Here is an 18479-nt window from a genome sequence, read left to right on the forward strand (position 1 = left end):
CTCGACGATCTGCGCGTCTGGATCCCGCGCCTGGCCGCCATGCCCTCGGCCAAACGCGCCGAACTGCCCGGCATCTCGCGCCAGCGCGCGCAGCAGGCCCTCGGCGGCGCCGTCGTGGCCGAAGCCCTGCTCACCATCACGGGCGGCCGCATGGCCATCTGCCCTTGGTCCACCCGCGACGGCCTCCTGCTCACCCTGCTCGACGCCCTCGCCTCGCATGACCCCTCGCTCCAGGTCAACCCGCTGGACGCCGGCGATCAACGGGACATGGCCACACTCCTGCAGTTGGATGGTCCCCTCGACTGAACCGCCTCGGGCACGCACACTGCCGTTCCGGCGAAACCTTGCTCCGTGCCCACCACGGGAACTGCGGATCACGACGCGCGAAACGAACGGGGACCGCCCGCATTTCGGCGCCTACGATCAGTCGGGGATTTCAACCCGCACACCCTTGGGGCCGGCGCGGTAATCGTCGTGGCCGACGATGGTGCCGACTTCGTCGCGCACGCGATGGGCGACGTGGCGCGCCTTCGCCATGTGGCGCCCGTCTTGACGGCGATCGCACGGTCTTGAAAGTGTTGCCCCGCACAGGCGGCTGCTGCGTGTCGCGGCCACTTTGCAGTCCGACGTGGCCTGGCACAGCCCGCAGCGCTTCGACGCTGCGGCGGAGCTTGCTCGGAAATGGCTGTGTGGTTCAGCGTCACACGAAGGCCAGGCGCCTCTCCAACTCGACAAAGAGGAGTGCGACGAGCAGTCAACGGCGGCCGCGGTAGTCGTCTTCGCGCACAACGACCCCGTACTCATCGCGCACCACATGAACGCTCTTCCGCGCCTTGGCCATGTGGCGACCGGTCTTCTCCGCGTCGCCTGCGGCCTTGGCGGTGTTGGATGCCCGCACGTTGCCTTCCAGCCGGTTCTTCCACAGCCCGTTCTCGAAGTAGGTCTCCACCCCGTCCGCCATCGCCCCACCTCCGCTCGCCGACTTCGCCCGACGGGTACCCGCTTCGAAGAGACCGACACTCGCGCAAGTCAACGAGCATGCGATCACTCAGGGCGTAGCGCTTCGCGTCGACCACGGCCGCGAGAGCGGCGGAAGAGAAGAACCTGGCGCTGGTCAAATCCAGGACCACCAGCCCACCGCGGGCAACGCTGAAGCTGTGCGTTCGTCGTCGCGCCGGCGCCACGGCTCAGTGGCCTGCCTGACGGCGGCGTCCAGGTGTAGACCGCCGACGAATGGGTACCCGTACGCGTGCAGAAGATCGTCGGCGGCGTGATCACAGCGGCGTTCCTGGTTTCGGCCGCTGGTTGCGGTGCTGCCGACTCGCCGGACGTGCGCGCTGCCGCTCAGGAGTTCGTGACCGCTGCGGCCAGCGGTTCGCCCGTGGATGCTTGCGCGTTGCTCGCCCCGCGTGCCCGTGACGCACTCGGCCCGGCAGGCTGCCAGCCGATCCTGGCGACTGTGCCGCACGCACCCGTCGTCTCGGCCTCGGTGTGGGGCGAGGAAGCCCAAGCACGTTCGGCCGCCGACACCCTGTTCCTGCACGAATTCCCGGACGGCTGGCGCATCACCGGCGCCGGCTGCCACCAGCGCAACAAGCAGGTCTACGACTGCACGGTCGGTGGACGATGAAGGCCCGATTCGTGTTCACCGCCTACCTCGTCCTCATCGTCGCCGGACTGGCGTACTTCATCACGCTCGGAGCCCTCGGACGATGAGCACCCTCCGCACACACCTACGCAACAACGGCCTCTCCCTCGCCTTCGGCGCACTGTTCCTGCTCAGCCTCGCCGGCCAAGCCTGGTCCGGCCTCACCGACGTCAACAACCAGCAACTCGCCCACGGCACCCCGCCCGTCGGACTGCCGGACTACCTGACCTCCTCGTCGTTCGCCGTCGACGTCGCCGAAAACTGGCAATCCGAATACCTGCAATTCTTCCTCTACGTCTTCGCCACCGTCTGGCTCGTGCAGCGCGGCTCCCCCGAATCCAAGCCCACGCACAAGATCGGCCTGGAAACCGACCACGACCAACTGCTCGGCCGCCACGCCCGCAACGCCTCTCCCCGCTGGGCGAAAACGGGCGGCTGGCGAACCGCCGTGTTCGCCCGATCCCTCGGCCTGATCATGGCCACGATCTTCCTGCTCTCCTGGCTCGCCCAGTCCATCGCCGGCGTCAGCGCCTACAACGCCGAACAACTCAGCGACTTCGGCGACCCCCTCACCTGGGGCGAATACCTGCTCTCCGCCGACTTCTGGAACCGGACCCTCCAAAACTGGCAATCCGAATTCCTCGCCATCGGCTGCATGGCCATCTTCAGCGTCTACCTCCACCAACGCGGCTCCCCCGAATTCCAAACCCGTCGGCGCCGAACACCACCTCACCGACGAAACCGGCTGACCACAGCACGTGGTTGTCAGCGGCCGCCTCCCCCGGTGTGCGGGGCGGAGACGGCGCGTCCTTCGCGTCCGGTGAGCAGGCCCAAGGCGATCATGCCGAGTCCGAGACCGAGGTGGAGCCAGTTGTCCGCGCCGTTGACCGGGACGAAGTTCGCGTCGCTGCCGTGCTCGATGAGCAGCCCGTAGAGCCACAGCACGAGGTACACCACCCCGCCGATCAGCAGGAACAGCCGCGCCGCGTGCGCGGTGCGGCTGCACACCAGGCCGACGACGCCGAAAATCAGGTGCACGACGTTGTGCAGGGTCGAAACCATGAACACCCCGAACAGCATGGCCATCGAGCCGTGCCCGGCGAGACCCATCTGGTCGTAGTCGGTCGTCACGCCGGGGATGAACCCCAGCACGCCGACCACCAGGAAAACAACGGCGACGATGCCGGCCGCGAGCTGGGCGGACGACCGTCCGATTGCGGTGTGCGACGACGTGTGAGTCGACATGGCCTTCTCCTCCCCGTGAAACGGGCTTCGGTGGGGCCCGGACGGCCACCACGCTGGACGTGGACGTACCCCGCGGCAGACCAGGTAATCGCAACGGACCCGACGAGCCTCGGCTCCTTTCCGCCGGCCCGACGATCAGCGCGACGGGCTCCTGCACGGCACAATCAGCACGCTGGCCGATCTGACCGCGGTGTCGTTGATGAGCTCGACGGGCTGCGCGTCTGGGAACGGGTCTACTTCCTGGCGAAGGAACGCGGCGTCACCCTGTTTATCCGGCCGCCGGTCTCGCCGGTCGCCCGCCGGCTGATCACGATGTTCCCGATGCACTTCACCGGTGTCATCGAGCCCGGAGCCGGCGTGACACGTCGAACACCGGTGCGTCCGGGTCTCTTGCTCACGGCCGCGGCGGGGCCGCTACCCGCCGGTGGCGAGGGAATGGCAGTGCTCCGCGGCGGCGAGCAGGGTGTCGTCGTGTTGCCAACGCAGCCAGCGCGCCGTCGCGCCGGCGATGTGATCGAGGGTGGCGCACTCGACCGCCGCGGGAGTGTGCCCGATGGTGTGGTGCAGTGTCGAGAGCACGACCAGCACCCGCCCGTCGTCGGGGTCGCGGACCGGGGTGCTCTGCAGGGCGTGGAAGCCGGCGGCGAGCACGATGCCCTCGGTGAGGGTGCCGGCGAAGATCGGGTCGTCGCCGACGTCGGGCACCACGACGCGCTGCCGGGTGCGCAGGACGACCGCGCAGGCCGCCTCGGCGAGCGCCGCGCGCTCGAAGTGGTCGACGTACACCCGGGGCAGCCCGGTGTGGGCGGCCATCCGCAGCATGGCGTCGGGCTGGACGAGCCAGGCGTCCGCGGCGTCCGCTTCGGCGGCGCTCAGGCAGCGCTGCGCCGCACCGTCGAGCACGGCTTCGGTGGCGCGTCCGTGGTGCCGCCGGACCGCGAACCCGAGGTCGGGTTGCCGAGGCCGCAGTGATCCGGTGAGCCATCGCGATCCGTTCGCCGAGGTGGGGCGCGGCAGCTTCAGCACCGTCGCCGCGACCTCGACCAGCCGCACGTTCAAGGCCTGCGACGCGTCGCGCAGCAACGCCTGCGCCGCGTCCGCGTCCGCGTCGGGCAGGCGATAGCGCTCCTGAAGCAGCCCAAGGGCCTGCGCGACCAGCGGCCGTACCGCCAACTTCGTCCGCAGGTCGGCGATGTCCTCTGCCAACTGCTCGGTGGGCACGTCCGGTCCGTCGCCGACGACGCGACGCCCACGAAGAGCATCCTCGGCGGCCTCGACCGTGTTGTCGATCTCCACCACGTCATCGGCACGAGCCGCGCGCAGCACCCGACGCACCACACCGTCCGCGGCGACCACCCGGTTGGCGCGGCCCGAGCCGGCAAGAGTCCGCGCGATCCGCAGCACCATGCGCACCCCGGCCGCGCTCAGCAGCGACACGCGCGACAGATCCAGCACCACCGGCCACCGGTCGTGGCCGACCAACTCGAGCAACCGGGCCTCGACCTGGGCCAGCTCCGGACCGGCCAGATCGCCGACGAGAACCACCACCCGCGCCGGAGCCGAAGCGGACGAATCCACCGCGGAACGGAGGCGGCGCACGTCGTCGGCGCGGCAGCGGACCGTCATCGACGCCCCCTTCCGCGTCACGTCCGGCGAGCCCACCTCGGCGGCACGGTCTCGACTACCCACGGTAGCCCCGGCCACGACCGTGGGCCCAGGGGCGAAGGCGAACGCCGACTCCTCGACCGCCCGCTGTGCCAGGCCGGCAGGCGCCCGGCGCCGGCCTGATCGGAGAACCCGACGGCCTCCGGTCGCCCCGGCCCCGGCCGATCCGGGGAGCCGAGGCACATCGGACCGGCCGATGCGTGTTCATCCCCGCGGAGCCGTGGCACCGTGGACAGGTGAGCAGTTCCGACGACCCCGGCGCAGCCGCCGCGGAAGCGGCTGGGCACGCCGCCGCACGCGCGCTGACCGCGGCGAACCGCCGCAGCGCCTTGCGGACGAAGGCCACTGACTACGCGGACTCCGCCGCGGATTACGAAGAGACCAGCGGCCGTGGGCATCATGAGGCGGTGGTCCAAGCACACGCCGCGCTGGCAGAAGCACGACAACGCGCAGAGAGCGCCCGGGCTCGTGCCCGGGCCGGATTCATCCGCGCAGCCAGCCCGGCGCTCCACACCCGGATCGGTTCCTCGGGGCTGCGCTCGGCCAGGATCGCGGGCACCACCGGTTCGCGCAGGTACTCCCAGGCGTCGGGATCGCGGAAGAACCCGGTGACGTTGATCAGAATCGTGTTGAAGAGCGCGACGAACTCTTCGGCGTTCACCTGCAGCTGGTCGATGTAATCGCCGTAGCTCTCGATCCCGATCTGCGTCATCCGCCGCCGGACCCGGCGCATCAGGCTGCTGCGCTTGTAACCCGTGAAGTCGAAGCCCCGCGACTCCTTGAGGTACGCGAGGACCGACTCGAATTCACCGTTGGGCTCGAGCTTCGGTTCCGTCACGCTCCGACACGCTACTCGCCGGCGCGGGTCACCACGGCCGGGCCGGCGAGGCGAGGACCGCCCAGACGACCTTGCCGCCCTGCCACGTCCGGCTGCTCCCCCAAGTCCGCGCGAGCCGGGCAACGAGCCTCAGGCCGAAGCCACGATCGGCGAAACCCAGGCCTTCGCGCAAATACGCGTTCACGGGGCTGTCGTCGGCCACGGCGACGGTGAAAATCTCCCGTCGCAGATCCAGCCGGAGGCGCGGCGCCGACTCCGTGTGCGCCATCGTGTTCTCCACGAGCTCGGTGACGACCAGGCAGGCGTCGTCGCCCAGGTGCGGTACCCGCCAGTCCGCGCACTTCTCCCTCACGAACCATCTCGCGTGCGCCGCCGCCCGCGGTGAGCGCACGATCTCCTGCTGCCCTCTGAGCCGGACGGGCCGGTCGAGCCCGGCCTCCGCCTCCTGGGTGTCGGCGTGGACCGAGGCGTACCGGTCGACGGTCCGGCGCCGGAGCAGGGCCCGGTGCTCCGCCGAGGTGGACACGACGGCGAGCGGGATCGCCGGCCACTCCCCGATCCGCATGGCCACCAGGGTGAACACGCTCACCAGCATCGAGTCGTCGACGTCGAGCCCGCTGATGTCCGCGACGAGCCCGTCCGGAGCTTCGACAGCCGACTTCAGCAGGTAGTCCCGCAGCTCGGAGTAGGCCGCGACGGTCAGGTGACCCGTCGCGGTCACCACCGTCGAGCTCGTCCGCCGGTGCCGCGACAGCTCGAGTGGCCCGTCGGTCACGGCCGGACCTCCTCCTCCGTTTCGGCGCCGACGGAGTCCACCAGAAAGCGGCGCAGAGTCTTCGCCGCGTCCGCGGCCTCGCCGGCGGAACGGGAGTACCGCTCTTCGAGCGCCCCGTGCCCCCGGTCGTGGGAGCGACGCTCAAGCTTGCGCGCGAGGCCGGCCTTCTCGTCGAGGGACCGCAACGCCATCGACAGCGCGCGTTCGAACTCCTCGTCCTGAGCCCCCAGCAGAGCCTCCGCCGACCACGCGTGACCGATGCGGCAGCGGTACCGTTCCGGGGCGTCCCCGACCGCGACCAGCGCGCCGTTGCGGTCGGGACAGGTGTACCCGCTGGCCGGGCCGCTCTCCCCCGGCCGCACCGCCTGGAAGTCCACGCCTTCCCGGGCGATCAGGTCCTCGGCTCGAAGCGCGTCCGATGGCGGTGCGACGGGAGGCGGATCCACCGGTGTTCGCGCGAGTTTGTCCAGTGCGGCGCCGATCTCCGCGGCGGGGAGCACGTGTTCGGTTTCGACCTCGGCGAGGGCGTTCGTCGGCATTCCCGCGAACAACGCGTCCGCCGGGTCCTGCACGACCGCGAGCCCACCCCGGTCCACGATCGCCCGCAACCCGGCCGCCCCGTCGTCGAGCATCCCAGAGAGGACGACGCCGATCACCCGGGGTCCCTCGGTCAGCGCGGCCGAGCGGAACATCGCGTTGGCTGCGGGACGGTGGCCACTCTCCGTAGGGCCTCTCGGCAGCACGATCTTTCCGCCGGCGGTCAGCAGGTGCCGGTCCGGCGGGGCGACGTAAATCGTGCCCGGAGCCAGGTCCGCCCCGTGCTCGGCCGACTTCGCGGGGAGCGGCCCGGCGCGATCGAGAATCAGCGGAAGTGCGCTGCGGGCTCCGATGCCGAGGTGGACGGTCACGAGGACAGCCGCGGGGAAGTCCGGCGGCAGAGTCGCTGCCAATGCGCGCAGCGCCTCGATGCCACCGGCCGAAGCACCGACAACCACCAGGTTGCGCTTGACGAGCGACACGGCTCGCACCTCCTCACATTCCGCGTGAGCGTAGTCACTGATGGTTTGGTTTCCCCGCTCGCGCCACGCGAAACCACTTCGGCTCTGATGGCCCCGCCCTGTCACGGAATTCCACAGTGGACAGTTAACGAACGGGGTAATCTGGGCGCCGAGGAGGGAGAAACCAGCCCGTCCGGGCGGAAAGAGGGCGGTGATGTCCGAGGTCCGCACCGAGCTCGTCCGGCGCGCTCGATCGACGGTGCTCGTGTTCACCGGCACGCTCGACCCGCGGTCGCGCCGCACCGTGCGCGACGGACTGCTCAAGGCCGCCGCGGAGGCACCGGACGGCCTGATCGCCGATGTCTCGGAGCTGGCCTTCCCCGAGGACGCCCGGCTGAGTGTTTTCGCGCTGGTGGCGATGCGGGTGGGCAGCTGGCCGGGGGTACCGTTCGCCCTCGCCACGCGTCAGCCGCACCAGCGGGCACTCCGACCCGTTTCTCCCTCGCCCGCTACGCCCGCGTCCACCGCGACGCGGCCGAGGCGGAACGCGAGTTCGGCAACCCCGTGCGGCAGCGCGCCGTCCGCCAGTTCCCGCGCACCGAAGTGGCCGGCGAGCTCGCCCGCGATTTCACCGGCGAGGTGCTGCGGGCCTGGAACGTTCCCGAGCTCACCGACCAGGCGGGAACGATCGTCACCGAGCTCGTGACGAACGCGCTGCACCACACGCACTCCGAACCCCAGGTCCGCCTCAATCTCCGCCGCGGCATCTGCACGATCGCCGTCGCCGACGACGACCCCCGCCTCGTCGAGCTCGACGAGCAGCGAGATCCGATGGAACCCGGCCTCGGGCTCAAGATCGTCGCGCAACTGGCCCGCGCGTGGGGCTGCAGCCGCACCTGGGCCGGCGGCAAGGTCGTCTGGGCGACCCTGCGCGTGCCGGCAGGGCACCACCGGCCCGCGCGACGCTGACGACGACGCGTGGCGCCAGTGTCCACGGTGCCCACCCCAGGCTCTCCGCGTTCGGTGCGGTGGCGCCCACGGTGGCGGAGGGTCGCGAGCCCGCCGCGCAGATCGCGACGTAGCCGGTCCCACCACGAGACTGGACACGGTCCCGAGCAGCGGGCCAGCCCCGAAACGCGCTTGCCCCGCCGTTTGGCGGGAACGTGAGGCTGGCCCGTTCTTCTGCTGATTGAACCGTAGCCGAAGGGGGAATGTAGGGAGGGTGATCACGACAGAAGAGGGAGCGGAGCGTGCTCGTGCGAGGGGGCAGGCTGCGGGCGCGCGCGCACGTGAGCTGGCGACCCGTCGAGCGGCCCTGACCGGCCGTGGACGTGCCGAGCCGGGCCGGACTGCTGCGGCCCGCGCTGCTCAGCGGGTTCAGGTCGCGCAGGAGCGCGCGGCCACGGCGCGGGAGAGCCTCCGGCAGGGCTTTCTGCGCGCGGCCGCCGCGCACGAGCGGGCCGCCCGAGTCCTCGAGCGTGTGGCCGAACACGGAATCGGGGACGTGCTCGCCTGCCGAGGGCACGCTGCCCGACATCGTGCCGATGCCGAGGCGGACCGTCGGCGGGCCGCGGAATGCTCAGCACTGCCGACAACAGGCGAGACAACCCTGTCGGCTCGACGTAACGTCCTGCGGCGCCACCTCGCCCACACCGCCAGTCAGGCCGACCCACCAGTGAGTCGGGCGGTCGCGGCAGCGGCCGCGCACCTGGTGCGCGATGTCGACGCGGTGGTGATCACCATCCGCGGACGCGGACTGACGCAGCATGAGCTCGCGGCCACCGACCCCTGGGGACAGCGGATCGAGGAGCTGCAATACATCACCGGCGAGGGGCCCTCGATCACCGCGTTCACCACTGGCCAACCGGTCACCGTCACCCGACTGTCCGAGCACGCAGGGCGGTGGCCGGGATTCGTCGGTGCAGCGGGCGAATACGGGGTCGACGCGGTGTTCGCGTTCCCGCTGTCCACGGCGACCGCTCTCCCGCTGGGCACGATGACCCTCTACCGGCGCGATACCGGAACGCCTCCGGCCGGACTGGCCGACGCCCACGACCTGGTCGAGCTGGTCGCGACGGCCCTGTCGGACGACCGCGAGCTGGCCCAGCAAATCAGCAGCTCCACAGCGTACGAGGACATCAACATCGCGGTCGGTCTGCTGTCGATTCAGCAGACCATCAGCACCGACGAGGCGCTGGTTCGCCTGCGGGCGTCGGCGTTCGCCTCGGGTCGGCCACTGATCGAGGCCGCCCGCGACGTCGTGGCCCGGCACTCACACCGGCACCGGGACCAGCGTCGTGAATGAGCTGCGGCAACAGGTGATGGACGTGTCGGCCCGGCGGGTGTCCGGCACCACCATCGGGCTTCCCTGCAGTGCATCATCATGAGAGTCGGGTGGTCCGAGTCACGAGCCGGCCTCGTGGCCGTGCGGAGAGGGGGCCGAGGTGCCACACACATCGCCCAGTGACGAAGACTGGGCCTGCGACAAGCTCCAATTCTCCGCCGACGCGGCCGTGGCCGTCGCCCGGCGCCCGGCGCCCGAGCACGGCGCGCCGCTCGGGCCGTTGGCCCAGCAGTTCGCCACGCTGACCTATTCGCTGCTGAACACCCACACGGTCGGCGACGTCCTGCAGCAAGTCACTGACACCGCGCTGCGGGTGGTACCCGGCGCCGAGCTGGTCAGCATCACGCTGCGCGCCCCGGACGGGACGTTCCACACCCCGATCCAGACCGACCCGGTCGCCGGCGAACTCGATCAGCTGCAATACCGGCTCCATGAAGGGCCGTGCCTGGATGCCGCCGACCCGGCGGGGCCCGCCGTCGCCGACAGCCCGGACCTGGCCACCACCTCACGGTGGCCACGGTTCGGACCGGCCGCCGCCCAGCGTGGTTGGGGTGCGGTGATGTCCACCGCGCTGCTGACCGACGCGCAGCCACCGCGGTTATCCGGCGCGCTCAACGTCTACGCTAGGCGCGCCGGTGGGCTCGGTGAGCCCGACCGGGCGGCCGCGCTGCTGCTGGCCACCCACGCCTCGCTCGCCCTCGCCCACGTCGACACCGTCACCCGAGGCCGGCTCCAGAACCACCACATGGAGCGGGCTATCGACTCCCGCGACGTCATCGGCCAAGCCAAAGGCATCCTGATGGCGCGCCGCGGCCTGTCCGCCGACGAAGCGTTTGACCTGCTGCGCCGCACGTCCCAAGACCTCAACGTCAAACTCGTCGAGCTGGCCGAAACCCTCGCCACTCGCCACGGCGAGCTCGATCTGCCCGACCCCGGGCCGGGTGCATCCTGACCCCCGACCCCGCCATCGCCTCGTAGTTCCCGCGGCCGCGACACCCTCGCTGTCTCCGCCCCGATCACCGGATTCGACGCCCGCTACGCCCGAGGCAAGGCACAACGCGCCCCCGGCCCGGGCTCGGACTTCCCGCACGAGGAGCACTTCTTCGTCGGCGGGCCATCCTCCGTCGCACGGCATTGCTCCGGCTTCGAGCCGGCCGAGGATGGCGTCGGCGTGGGCCGAGACATCGCCGACAGACCAGAGGTCGAAGGCGAAGGCCATCGCATCGCGGTCCTGCTCGCGAAACAGTGGCTTGACGTCCTGCTCGAAGTGCATCGGCTCATCCTCCGTTGCGGTTGTACCTGCCATGTCGCCGCCGGGCGCGAAGCGACCGACCGCGCCCCGGCCGGCGAAGTGCGCAGCGAGCGAGTCCGCCGCGACGGTCAGCGCACGCTGCGCCGGTTCGAGCGCGCGCCACGCGCTCGGGTGAGCTGTTCGTGACGGCGTGGCGAAGTCCTGGAGCTGGGGGATGATGTCGCCCGCGGGCATCAGAGGAACCGCCTTGTGCACGGGCGCGTCGATGCGTTCCGCACCTTCGAGCGCCATGCCCTCCGCGCGTTCGAGGAACATGAAGTGCTGGAGGGCCAGCTCGCCGAAGTGCATCGGCGTCAGGTTCACGGCGGTCGGATAGTGGTGCGCGGGCGCAGAAAGGTTTGGCCGGGTCTGATGAGGCGCTACAGCCGATCGCGGCGAGGACGTCCTGCGCCAGCGCGAGATGCAGCATCTCCGGGGTGGCGACGCGCCCGGTTGTGTGGCGCCGGCGGATGACGGTTTCCAGCGCCTTCTGTGCGAGCCCCTCGTCCGTGCGCTGCTTGAGCGAGAACGTCGCGTCCGGTGTTGCCGATCGGGTCCGTCATTCCTGGCACCCCGTTCCCGTCGGACGGCCCGGTCAGGTCCTCCGCGGGGCCCGGCGATCTTTGCGCTGGGCGAGCTCTGCTTCCTCCACCAGCACCAGCATCGGCTTGCCGGGTTCGCACAGCATCGTGACGGTGAACCGGAGCGGGACGTCCTCGCGGTTGTTGCCGTCCTGGTAGTGGATGACGTCGCCACCCGGCTCCCAGAACGCCTCTCCGGCGTGCACGACCCGCTACGGCTCGCCTTCCAGCTCCAGCAGCATCTCGCCGTCCAGCACGTAGCCGAACGCGGGCCCCGGATGCCGGTGCGGCGGCGCACCGGGATCACCGGCTGGATACTCGACAACCACGGTCATCACGTGGGCTCCCGCCGGAATGAAAGGCGGTTCTACCTCCTGCAGCGTGGTGAACGCCGACTCCCAGGCGGTCGATCGCGGCTTCTGCCCGGTCGGCGCCGGATCGATGTTCGGCATGAGAAACACCTCCGTGTCGGATGGGTGGTGCAGGGCGGCGTTACTCCCGAATCCGGCCGGGCCACTCGGCGTTGCGGATCTCGCCTCGGATCGCCAGGCCGGCCGGCACGAGAGTCCGCTCGCTCAGCTCGGTTCCGAAGTAGCGCGCGTGCGGGTTTGGCTCCACCTCACGCGGATCGTTGCGGGCGGCCGGCGCCGCGCGGAAGAACTCGTCCATCCGGGACTGCTCGGGGCCGGCGATCTCGACCGTCCCGTTCAGCGGCGAGCCCTCCGCGGTCGAGCCGACCGCCTGGGCGACGTCGTCGCCCGCGATGGGCTGGAACAGCACAGGTACCAACCGGACCGCGCCACCCTCGGCGGCCGCGTCCGCGATGCGCGCGACGAATCCGAAGAACTGCGTGGCGTGCACGAGTGAATACGGGATCGACGACTTTTCGATCGGCGACTCCTGCGCGATCTTCACCCGGAAGCAGCCACTGGCGGCCAGCAGTGTGCGGGTCGAGGTCTCGAAGAACTCCATCACCGCGGCATTCTCGAACGACGGCGAATTCGCCACATCGACCACCAACGTCGTGCCGGCCAGGGCGTCCGAAAGTCCTTCGCCGGTGAGCGTGTTGACGCCGGTGTTCGGCGATGCGGCTACCGCCTGGTGGCCGTGCTCGCCGAGCTTCGTCACAAGCTTCGAACCGATCAAACCTGTACCGCCGATAACCACGATCTTCATGGGCATCCTCCGCTGGCTACCGGGCATCCGGCCGCGCGGGAAGGCAGTGACAGGTTGGCAGCCCCAGCACTGCTTGGCCACGGCGGAACTCGGGCAGCGACTCCTGCAGCCGAAGCACAAAGGCCGGCACGAATGGGCGATGAACGGTGTACTCACGTGCGCGACTGTCTGCGGAGGGGCCTGCGCAATTCACGGAGCCGCGCCACTCCTCCGCACATCCACCAACCACGTCTCCCTTCTGCGGGCCCGCTGCTCAGCATCCCGCGCCCACACTCGGCATTGAAGGGTCGCTTTTTCACCATTCCCGCTCTCTGTCAACCAGTCATGAAGGCATCGGCGACACGGAAGCCCGTCGGCTACCCCAACCCGAAATCGGTGACAGTCAGGGCTCAATTGCAGCCGCGCGGTCCACTCGTATTGCCGGACCGTGCCACACCGCCGACCCAGGGCAGGCGACGGCCCAGCCGGAAACGTTGCGACTGCCGGGGCGCACGTCGTGTGTCACGAACGCGAGGGCACGGAGGCGTTCGGCCGCAAGCACGGGTTGAAATCCTCGTCGTCGCGGCCGTTCGTCGAGCCTTCAGTGGACGTTGCGCGGCTCGTAACATGGGCGCGGTCGCTGTGGATCGGCAAAGGGAGAAGCCATGGCCACCAACGCCGTCGAGACCGGCGAAACGCAGGAGCAGTCCCGCACCGCCAAGGTGAAACTCCCGTTTGGGCTCCCCGAGTTACACGCACCCGACGTGCGGATGCCCCGGGTTCCGAAGCAGGCGCGCCACGAGATGAGCGCGGCCTTGGACACCGCTCGTTCGTTCCTGCCGCCGCCGCGGCAGCTCGTCTACTACGGGGCACTGGGAGTGCTGACCGCGGTCGAGCTGATCGAGTGGCCGGTGGCCATCGCGATCGGAGTGGGTACGGCGGTGGCAGGACGCGGTCGTGAATCGCGTGCCGCCGAGCCGGGAGCGCGGACCGCGCCGGTGAAGCCGGTCGAAAAGCGGCGAGCACCCCAGGATCGGGTGCGGCCCGCCGGCCAGCCCGAGACCGCCGGTGCACACCAGCCGACGAAGCGGGTCACATCAGGAGAGCGGCCGTCGATGGCCGGCCAGCCCGAGATCGCGGGCGCGCACCATCCGCTGGCGGAGCGCACACCACCACAGGCCGGGCAGCCCGAACCCGCCGTGGCCAAGTCCGAACCCGCGGCCGCGAAGCGTCGCACGCCGAAGAAGCCAGAAACCGCGCCCGCGCAGCGAGAATCGCGGACGGGGTCCACCCCGGCGAGGTTGCAGCCCGCGGCACCGGCACCGTCCGGCGAGGCGGCGAAGTCGGGCAAGCAGGACAGCAATTCCGCGCCCGGCGGCGAGTAGCCCGTGCGTCTGCCCGATCCGTTCGGCCTCGTCCGCGCGGTGGCCGAGCCGATCGCCGCAGTCGCGCGCGGTGCGGCAGCTCCCGGGCGACGCTCGTGGACCTCCGGCGAGCGCACCCACCTGGAGGTGCGCGGCCTGCACGAGCCGGGCCACGAGGCCGCAGCGCAGGTGCTCGTGCGCAGCCTGAGCGAACAACCCGGCGTTCGGGACGTCATCCTGAACTCGGTGCTCGGCCGGGTCGTCGTCGACCACGACCCGGAGACGACCGGGGTCCGGGAACTGGCCGAGGTGATCTCCGCGGTCGAGAAGGAGTGGGCACTTCAGGGCCGCGCGTCGACGAGCGACGTGCACCCGGGAAACCCGGCGCCGGTCCTGCGTGAAGTGGCCGCAGTCGGTGCCAACGTGCTCGGGCTGTCCTACTCCGCGCTGGGCCGGCTGCTGCCGGGGCGGGCGTTGCCGCCGGTGGCGCCCGCGCTCGCGTCGCTCATCGATTCCACGCCGGCGCTGCGTGCCGGCGTGGAATCGGTGCTGGGGCGCTCCGCCACGGACACGGTCTTCGCGGCCGGAGGCGTAGTCAGCCAGACGCTGGCGCGGCGGCCGGTCGCTCTCGCCACCGACGCGATCTACCGGTGGTGCCTGCGCCGGGAGGTGACCGCCCGCCGCGACGCCTGGGAACGGTGGGAGCCGGAAACTGAGGTACACCGGCATTCCTCCACGGCGACCGAGGCGGTACAGCGCCCCCGCCCATTGCCGGTGGGGCCGATCGAGCGGACCGCGAACGGAACGGCAGCGTTCGGCCTCGCGGGAGCAGCCGGGGTGCTCGCGGCCAGCCGCAGCGCGGACCGGGCCATGGGCGTGCTGCTCGCCGCCGTGCCGCGCGCGGCGAAGCTCGGCCGCGAGGCGTTCGCCGCGCAAGTGAGCACCGACGTCTCCACGAGCGGGTGCCTGGTTCTCGAGCCGGCCGCACTGCGACGTCTGGACCGGGTGGACCGCGTCGTGCTCGACACTTCGCTGCTGCGCACCGGCCGCAAGGTCGTCGGCGAGGTCACGATCACGGGCGCCGCCGACCGGGCCGACGTGCTGCGCACGCTCTACGACCTCGCGGACCCGCAGCACCCTGGCGGCGGATCTCACGAGTGGACGGTGCACGCACGGGGCGACGTGCTCCGCGTGCACCACGACGGAACAATCGTGGCGCGGGCTGAACTGGAGGACGAGACCCACCCGCTGGCCGAGGCCGTCACCGCGGCCGCCCGGCGGGCCGGCGAGGTCATCGAGGCGGAGCCGGGCACACTGGGCGAGCAGGTGCGGAGGCTGCAGGCCGACGGCCACGTCGTCGCGGTCGTGTCGGCTGATCCGGCCGGGCTTGCCGAGGCGGACGTGGGCCTCGGGGTGGCCGACACCGATCGCAGCGTGCCGTGGACCGCGCACGTCCTGTGCCCCGGACTCGCGCAGGTGTGCACGCTGTTGGACACGGTCGAGCCCGCCCACCGCGCCAGCCGCTACAGCGCGGGACTCACCGTCGCCGGATCGGCGCTCGGCACGCTCTTCGGGGGTTTCGGTCCACAAGAGACAGCGGCTTCGCGGGGATCGTTCCCGGTCCACTTCGCCACGTTGCTGGCGCTGGCCACCGGGACCTGGACGGGGGCGGAGGCCGGACGGCGGCCCGAGCCGATCCCGCTCGACCGCACGCCGTGGCACGCGATGTCACCCGAGGCCGTGCTCAGCCGCCTGAAGACCAGCGACGACGGGCTCGCCGCCGAGTCGGCGGAACGCCGCCGCACCGAAGGCCGAGCCGAGCCCGAGGGGCTCGGGCTGGCCCGCGCCTCGGCCGACGAGCTCGCGGGCCCGCTGACCCCGGCGCTGGCCGCCGGCGCCGGCGTGTCGGCCACACTCGGCTCGATCACCGACGCCGTGCTGATCATCGGCGTGCTCGCCCTGAACGCGCTCATCGGTGGTGCCCAGCGGCTCGGCGCCGACCGCGAGCTGCACCACCTGCTCGACACGAGTGCGTCGCAGGTCCGGCTGCGCCGTGCCGGCACTTCGACGACGGCGCGAGCCGAGCAGCTCGTACCCGGCGACGTAATCGAATTGCGGCCCGGCGACGCGGTACCCGCCGATTGCCGGCTCCTCGACGCCTACGGGCTGGAGGTGGATGAGTCGAGCGTGACTGGCGAGTCGCAGCTCGTCACGAAGAGCGTGCCCGCCAGCGCGGCCGACGCGGTCGCAGATCGCTCGTCGATGCTCTACCGCGGCACCGTGGTCGCGGCCGGACACGGCACCGCGGTCGTCGTCGCGACCGGCGAACGGACCGAGGCAGGACGCACGGCACAGGTGAACGGAGCAGCGCCCCCGGTCACCGGAGTCGCCGCCCGGCTGTCCGAGCTGACCCGCATCACGCTGCCGGTGACTCTGGGCGCCGGCACCGCGCTGCTGCTGGCCGACCTCGCCCGCGGCAACGCGATCAGCCAAGCGCTCGGCCGGGCCGTCGGCCTGTCGGTGGCCGCGGTACCCGAAGGCCTGCCGTTCGTCGCCACGATCGCCGAACTCGCCTCGGCCCGGCGCCTCGCGCACCGAGGTGTGCTCGCCCGCAGTCCGTCGACGATCGAGGCACTGGGCCGGGTCGACCTGCTCTGCTTCGACAAAACCGGCACGCTCACCGAGGGCCGGATCCGTCTGCGCGAGGTCTCCGACGGCACCACGGGACGTCGCCCGGACGAGCTCACGCTCCACCTGCGTGACGTGCTCGCCGCCGCCGTACGGGCGAGCCCGTGGCAAGCGGAGGGACAGACGCCGCACCCCACCGACCGAGCCGTGCTCGAGGCCGCCGCCACCCACGGCGTCGAACCCGGGCGCGGCGTGGGAAAGCTGACCTGGCTCGCCGAGCTGCCGTTCGAGCCGACCCGCGGCTACCACGCGGCACTGGCCGACACACCGGACGGACCCCTCCTCAGCGTCAAGGGCGCCCCGGAGGCGGTCCTCGCCCGCTGCGCGGGGCCGGACGGCAACCTGCTCGGCACCGTCGATCGCATGGCACGACAGGGATTTCGGGTGCTCGCGGTGGCCGAGCGCCGGGTACCCCGCGACGGGATCGACCGGGCCGAGCAGACTGAGCGCATCGAGTTGACCGAGGACGACATCCACGACCTGACCTTCCGCGGCCTGCTCGTCCTCGCCGACCCCGTGCGGCCCACCGCGGCGCGGGCCATCGCCGAGCTGGGCCACGCCGGTGTGCGGGTCGCGATGATCACGGGGGACCACCCGAGCACCGCCGCCGCGATCGCGGCCGAGCTGTCCCTCGGCACCGGCGAGGCGGTGATGACCGGCGCCGAGGTCGACGCCGCCGACGACGAGCAGCTCGCCGCCCGCATCGAAGACGTCACGGTGTTCGCGCGCGTCAGCCCCGCGCAAAAAGCGCGCATCGTGCAACAGCTCAACGGCCTCGGACGGGTCGTCGCGATGACCGGTGACGGCGCCAACGACGCGCCCGCGGTCCGGCTCGCGCACGTCGGCATCGCGCTCGGGGCCACCGCAACGCCGGCCACCCGTGAGGCCGCGGACCTGGTCCTGACGGACGACCGAATCGAAACGATCACCGACGCCATCGCAGAGGGCCGCGCGATGTGGGCCTCGGTCCGCGACGCCCTGTCCATCCTGCTGGGCGGCAACCTCGGCGAAGTCGCCTTCACCGTCGGCGCCGGCCTGCTGAGCACCCGGGACGCCCTCAACGCGAGGCAGCTGCTGCTGATCAACCTGCTGACCGACGTGCTCCCCGCGATGGCCGTCGCCGTCCGCCCGCCGCCACACGCGAGCGCGGACGACCTGCTGCGCGAAGGCCCCGAAGCCTCACTCGGCGCGGTGCTCACGAAGGACCTGATCGCCCGCGCGTCGACCACCGCCGGTGCAGCCCTGGCGGGCTGGCTCGCCGCGCGCACGGTCAGCACGCCCCAGCAAGCCAGCACCACTGGGCTGGTGACACTGGTCGCGGCCCAGCTCGGCCAGACGATCGCCGTACGCGGCCGCACCCCCCTCGTGGTCGCGGCCGGCGCCGGCTCCCTGCTGACCCTCGCGGCGATCGTCCAGACGCCCGGAGTCAGCGGCTTCTTCGGCTGCCGCCCGCTGCTGCCGCACCAATGGGCGCTCGCCCTCGGCGCGGCAGCGACCGCGACCGTCGCGCAGGCCGCCGCCCAACGCGTCCTCGCCCGCGCCTGAACCACCGGATTTCCCAACGCGTTCACCGGGCCGCAATCCCGATTCCGTCTTTCCCTCACCCGCAGCGGGTTTCGTCCCCTCGAAGCCCCCGTGACCCGAGGAGACCACCATGGCCGAGTTCTTCGCCACCGTCCTCGCCAAGCTCGGCGCGAACCTCATCGAGTCCCTCGTGCTCAAGCTGGCGCAGGCCCTCTTCACCCACGCGTTCACCCCCGCCGACGCCGCCTGAGGCGGCGCCGCGCGACCATCGAGATGTGAATACCGCTCGCCGGCAAGGAGCGGCGCTCTCGGCGCACTGACGGGAGCCCGCGACGGCACGTGCAGCCGAAAACCGTTCCCCGG

The 18479-nt window shown here is 71.3% G+C and carries 15 protein-coding genes and 3 pseudogenes; 9 read left to right on the forward strand and 9 right to left on the reverse strand.

From position 1 onward, the window contains the following. Positions 1-306 (forward strand): annotated as a pseudogene (locus AB0M56_RS43210) (hypothetical protein); the annotation flags it as partial. A gap of 448 nt (positions 307-754) precedes the next feature. On the opposite strand, the gene AB0M56_RS43215 reads toward AB0M56_RS43210, so the two are convergent. Then, a complete protein-coding gene (locus tag AB0M56_RS43215) occupies positions 755-961 on the reverse strand; it encodes a DUF2188 domain-containing protein (RefSeq protein WP_364187286.1) in 207 nt (68 codons plus the stop codon). 288 nt (positions 962-1249) lie between these two features. On the opposite strand from AB0M56_RS43215, the gene AB0M56_RS43220 reads away from it, so the two are divergent. Continuing rightward, positions 1250-1630 carry a hypothetical protein gene (locus AB0M56_RS43220; RefSeq protein WP_364187288.1) on the forward strand — a complete coding sequence of 127 codons (381 nt, stop codon included), beginning with the start codon at positions 1250-1252 and terminating at the stop codon, positions 1628-1630. A gap of 82 nt (positions 1631-1712) precedes the next feature. Continuing rightward, positions 1713-2288: pseudogene (locus AB0M56_RS43225) on the forward strand (DUF6766 family protein); the annotation flags it as partial. 125 nt (positions 2289-2413) lie between these two features. Here AB0M56_RS43225 and AB0M56_RS43230 read toward each other — a convergent pair. The 5 genes and pseudogenes from AB0M56_RS43230 to AB0M56_RS43250 all read right to left on the reverse strand — a co-directional run bounded on the left by AB0M56_RS43230 (position 2414) and on the right by AB0M56_RS43250 (position 7190). Next, a complete protein-coding gene (locus AB0M56_RS43230; protein ID WP_364187291.1) occupies positions 2414-2893 on the reverse strand; it encodes a DUF4383 domain-containing protein in 480 nt (159 codons plus the stop codon). 414 nt (positions 2894-3307) lie between these two features. Further along, the gene (locus AB0M56_RS43235) at positions 3308-4540 is read right to left on the reverse strand and encodes an ANTAR domain-containing protein (protein WP_364187293.1); all 1233 of its coding nucleotides are present in this window, start codon (positions 4538-4540) and stop codon (positions 3308-3310) included. Positions 4541-5048: 508 nt separating this feature from the next. Further along, positions 5049-5396: pseudogene (locus tag AB0M56_RS43240) on the reverse strand (chemotaxis protein CheR); the annotation flags it as partial. A 28-nt stretch (positions 5397-5424) separates the two neighbouring features. After that, positions 5425-6171 (reverse strand): ATP-binding protein, encoded by a 747-nt coding sequence (locus AB0M56_RS43245; RefSeq protein ID WP_364187296.1) that lies wholly within the window; start codon positions 6169-6171, stop codon positions 5425-5427. Continuing rightward, on the reverse strand, positions 6168-7190 hold the full coding sequence (locus tag AB0M56_RS43250; protein ID WP_364187299.1) for a chemotaxis protein CheB: 1023 nt from the start codon (positions 7188-7190) through the stop codon (positions 6168-6170). Before AB0M56_RS43250 ends, AB0M56_RS43245 begins: the two co-directional genes overlap by 4 nt. A 543-nt stretch (positions 7191-7733) precedes the next feature. On the opposite strand from AB0M56_RS43250, the gene AB0M56_RS43255 reads away from it, so the two are divergent. The 4 genes from AB0M56_RS43255 (at position 7734) to AB0M56_RS43270 (ending at position 10951) form a co-directional block, all read left to right on the forward strand. Beyond that, entirely contained in the window at positions 7734-8138 is a 405-nt protein-coding gene (locus AB0M56_RS43255; RefSeq protein WP_364187302.1) for an ATP-binding protein, read from the forward strand. A gap of 253 nt (positions 8139-8391) precedes the next feature. Then, positions 8392-9474: a hypothetical protein gene (locus tag AB0M56_RS43260; RefSeq protein WP_364187305.1), complete on the forward strand. Its 1083-nt coding sequence runs from the start codon at positions 8392-8394 to the stop codon at positions 9472-9474. A gap of 208 nt (positions 9475-9682) precedes the next feature. Next, a complete protein-coding gene (locus AB0M56_RS43265) occupies positions 9683-10465 on the forward strand; it encodes an ANTAR domain-containing protein (RefSeq protein WP_364187308.1) in 783 nt (260 codons plus the stop codon). Positions 10466-10684: 219 nt separating this feature from the next. After that, positions 10685-10951 carry a hypothetical protein gene (locus AB0M56_RS43270; protein WP_364187310.1) on the forward strand — a complete coding sequence of 89 codons (267 nt, stop codon included), beginning with the start codon at positions 10685-10687 and terminating at the stop codon, positions 10949-10951. 448 nt (positions 10952-11399) lie between these two features. Here AB0M56_RS43270 and AB0M56_RS43275 read toward each other — a convergent pair whose 3' ends face one another. Genes AB0M56_RS43275 through AB0M56_RS43285 form a run of 3 tightly spaced genes read right to left on the reverse strand, consistent with a single transcriptional unit; the run spans position 11400 to position 12561 of the window. Then, positions 11400-11591, reverse strand: coding sequence for a hypothetical protein (locus AB0M56_RS43275; RefSeq protein ID WP_364187313.1), 192 nt, complete (start codon positions 11589-11591; stop codon positions 11400-11402). A 6-nt stretch (positions 11592-11597) separates the two neighbouring features. Then, positions 11598-11837 (reverse strand): cupin domain-containing protein, encoded by a 240-nt coding sequence (locus AB0M56_RS43280; RefSeq protein WP_364187316.1) that lies wholly within the window; start codon positions 11835-11837, stop codon positions 11598-11600. 40 nt (positions 11838-11877) lie between these two features. Beyond that, the gene (locus AB0M56_RS43285; protein WP_364187319.1) at positions 11878-12561 is read right to left on the reverse strand and encodes an SDR family oxidoreductase; all 684 of its coding nucleotides are present in this window, start codon (positions 12559-12561) and stop codon (positions 11878-11880) included. Between the two features lie 644 nt (positions 12562-13205). Here AB0M56_RS43285 and AB0M56_RS43290 point away from each other — a divergent pair. Both AB0M56_RS43290 and AB0M56_RS43295 read left to right on the forward strand, forming a co-directional pair. Next, a complete protein-coding gene (locus tag AB0M56_RS43290) occupies positions 13206-13925 on the forward strand; it encodes a hypothetical protein (RefSeq protein ID WP_364187322.1) in 720 nt (239 codons plus the stop codon). Between the two features lie 3 nt (positions 13926-13928). Then, entirely contained in the window at positions 13929-18137 is a 4209-nt protein-coding gene (locus AB0M56_RS43295) for an HAD-IC family P-type ATPase (protein ID WP_364187325.1), read from the forward strand. Positions 18138-18479: the final 342 nt, after the last annotated feature.

The sequence above is a fragment of the Amycolatopsis sp. NPDC051372 genome, from assembly GCF_040682095.1.
In the GTDB taxonomy this organism is placed as follows: domain Bacteria; phylum Actinomycetota; class Actinomycetes; order Mycobacteriales; family Pseudonocardiaceae; genus Amycolatopsis.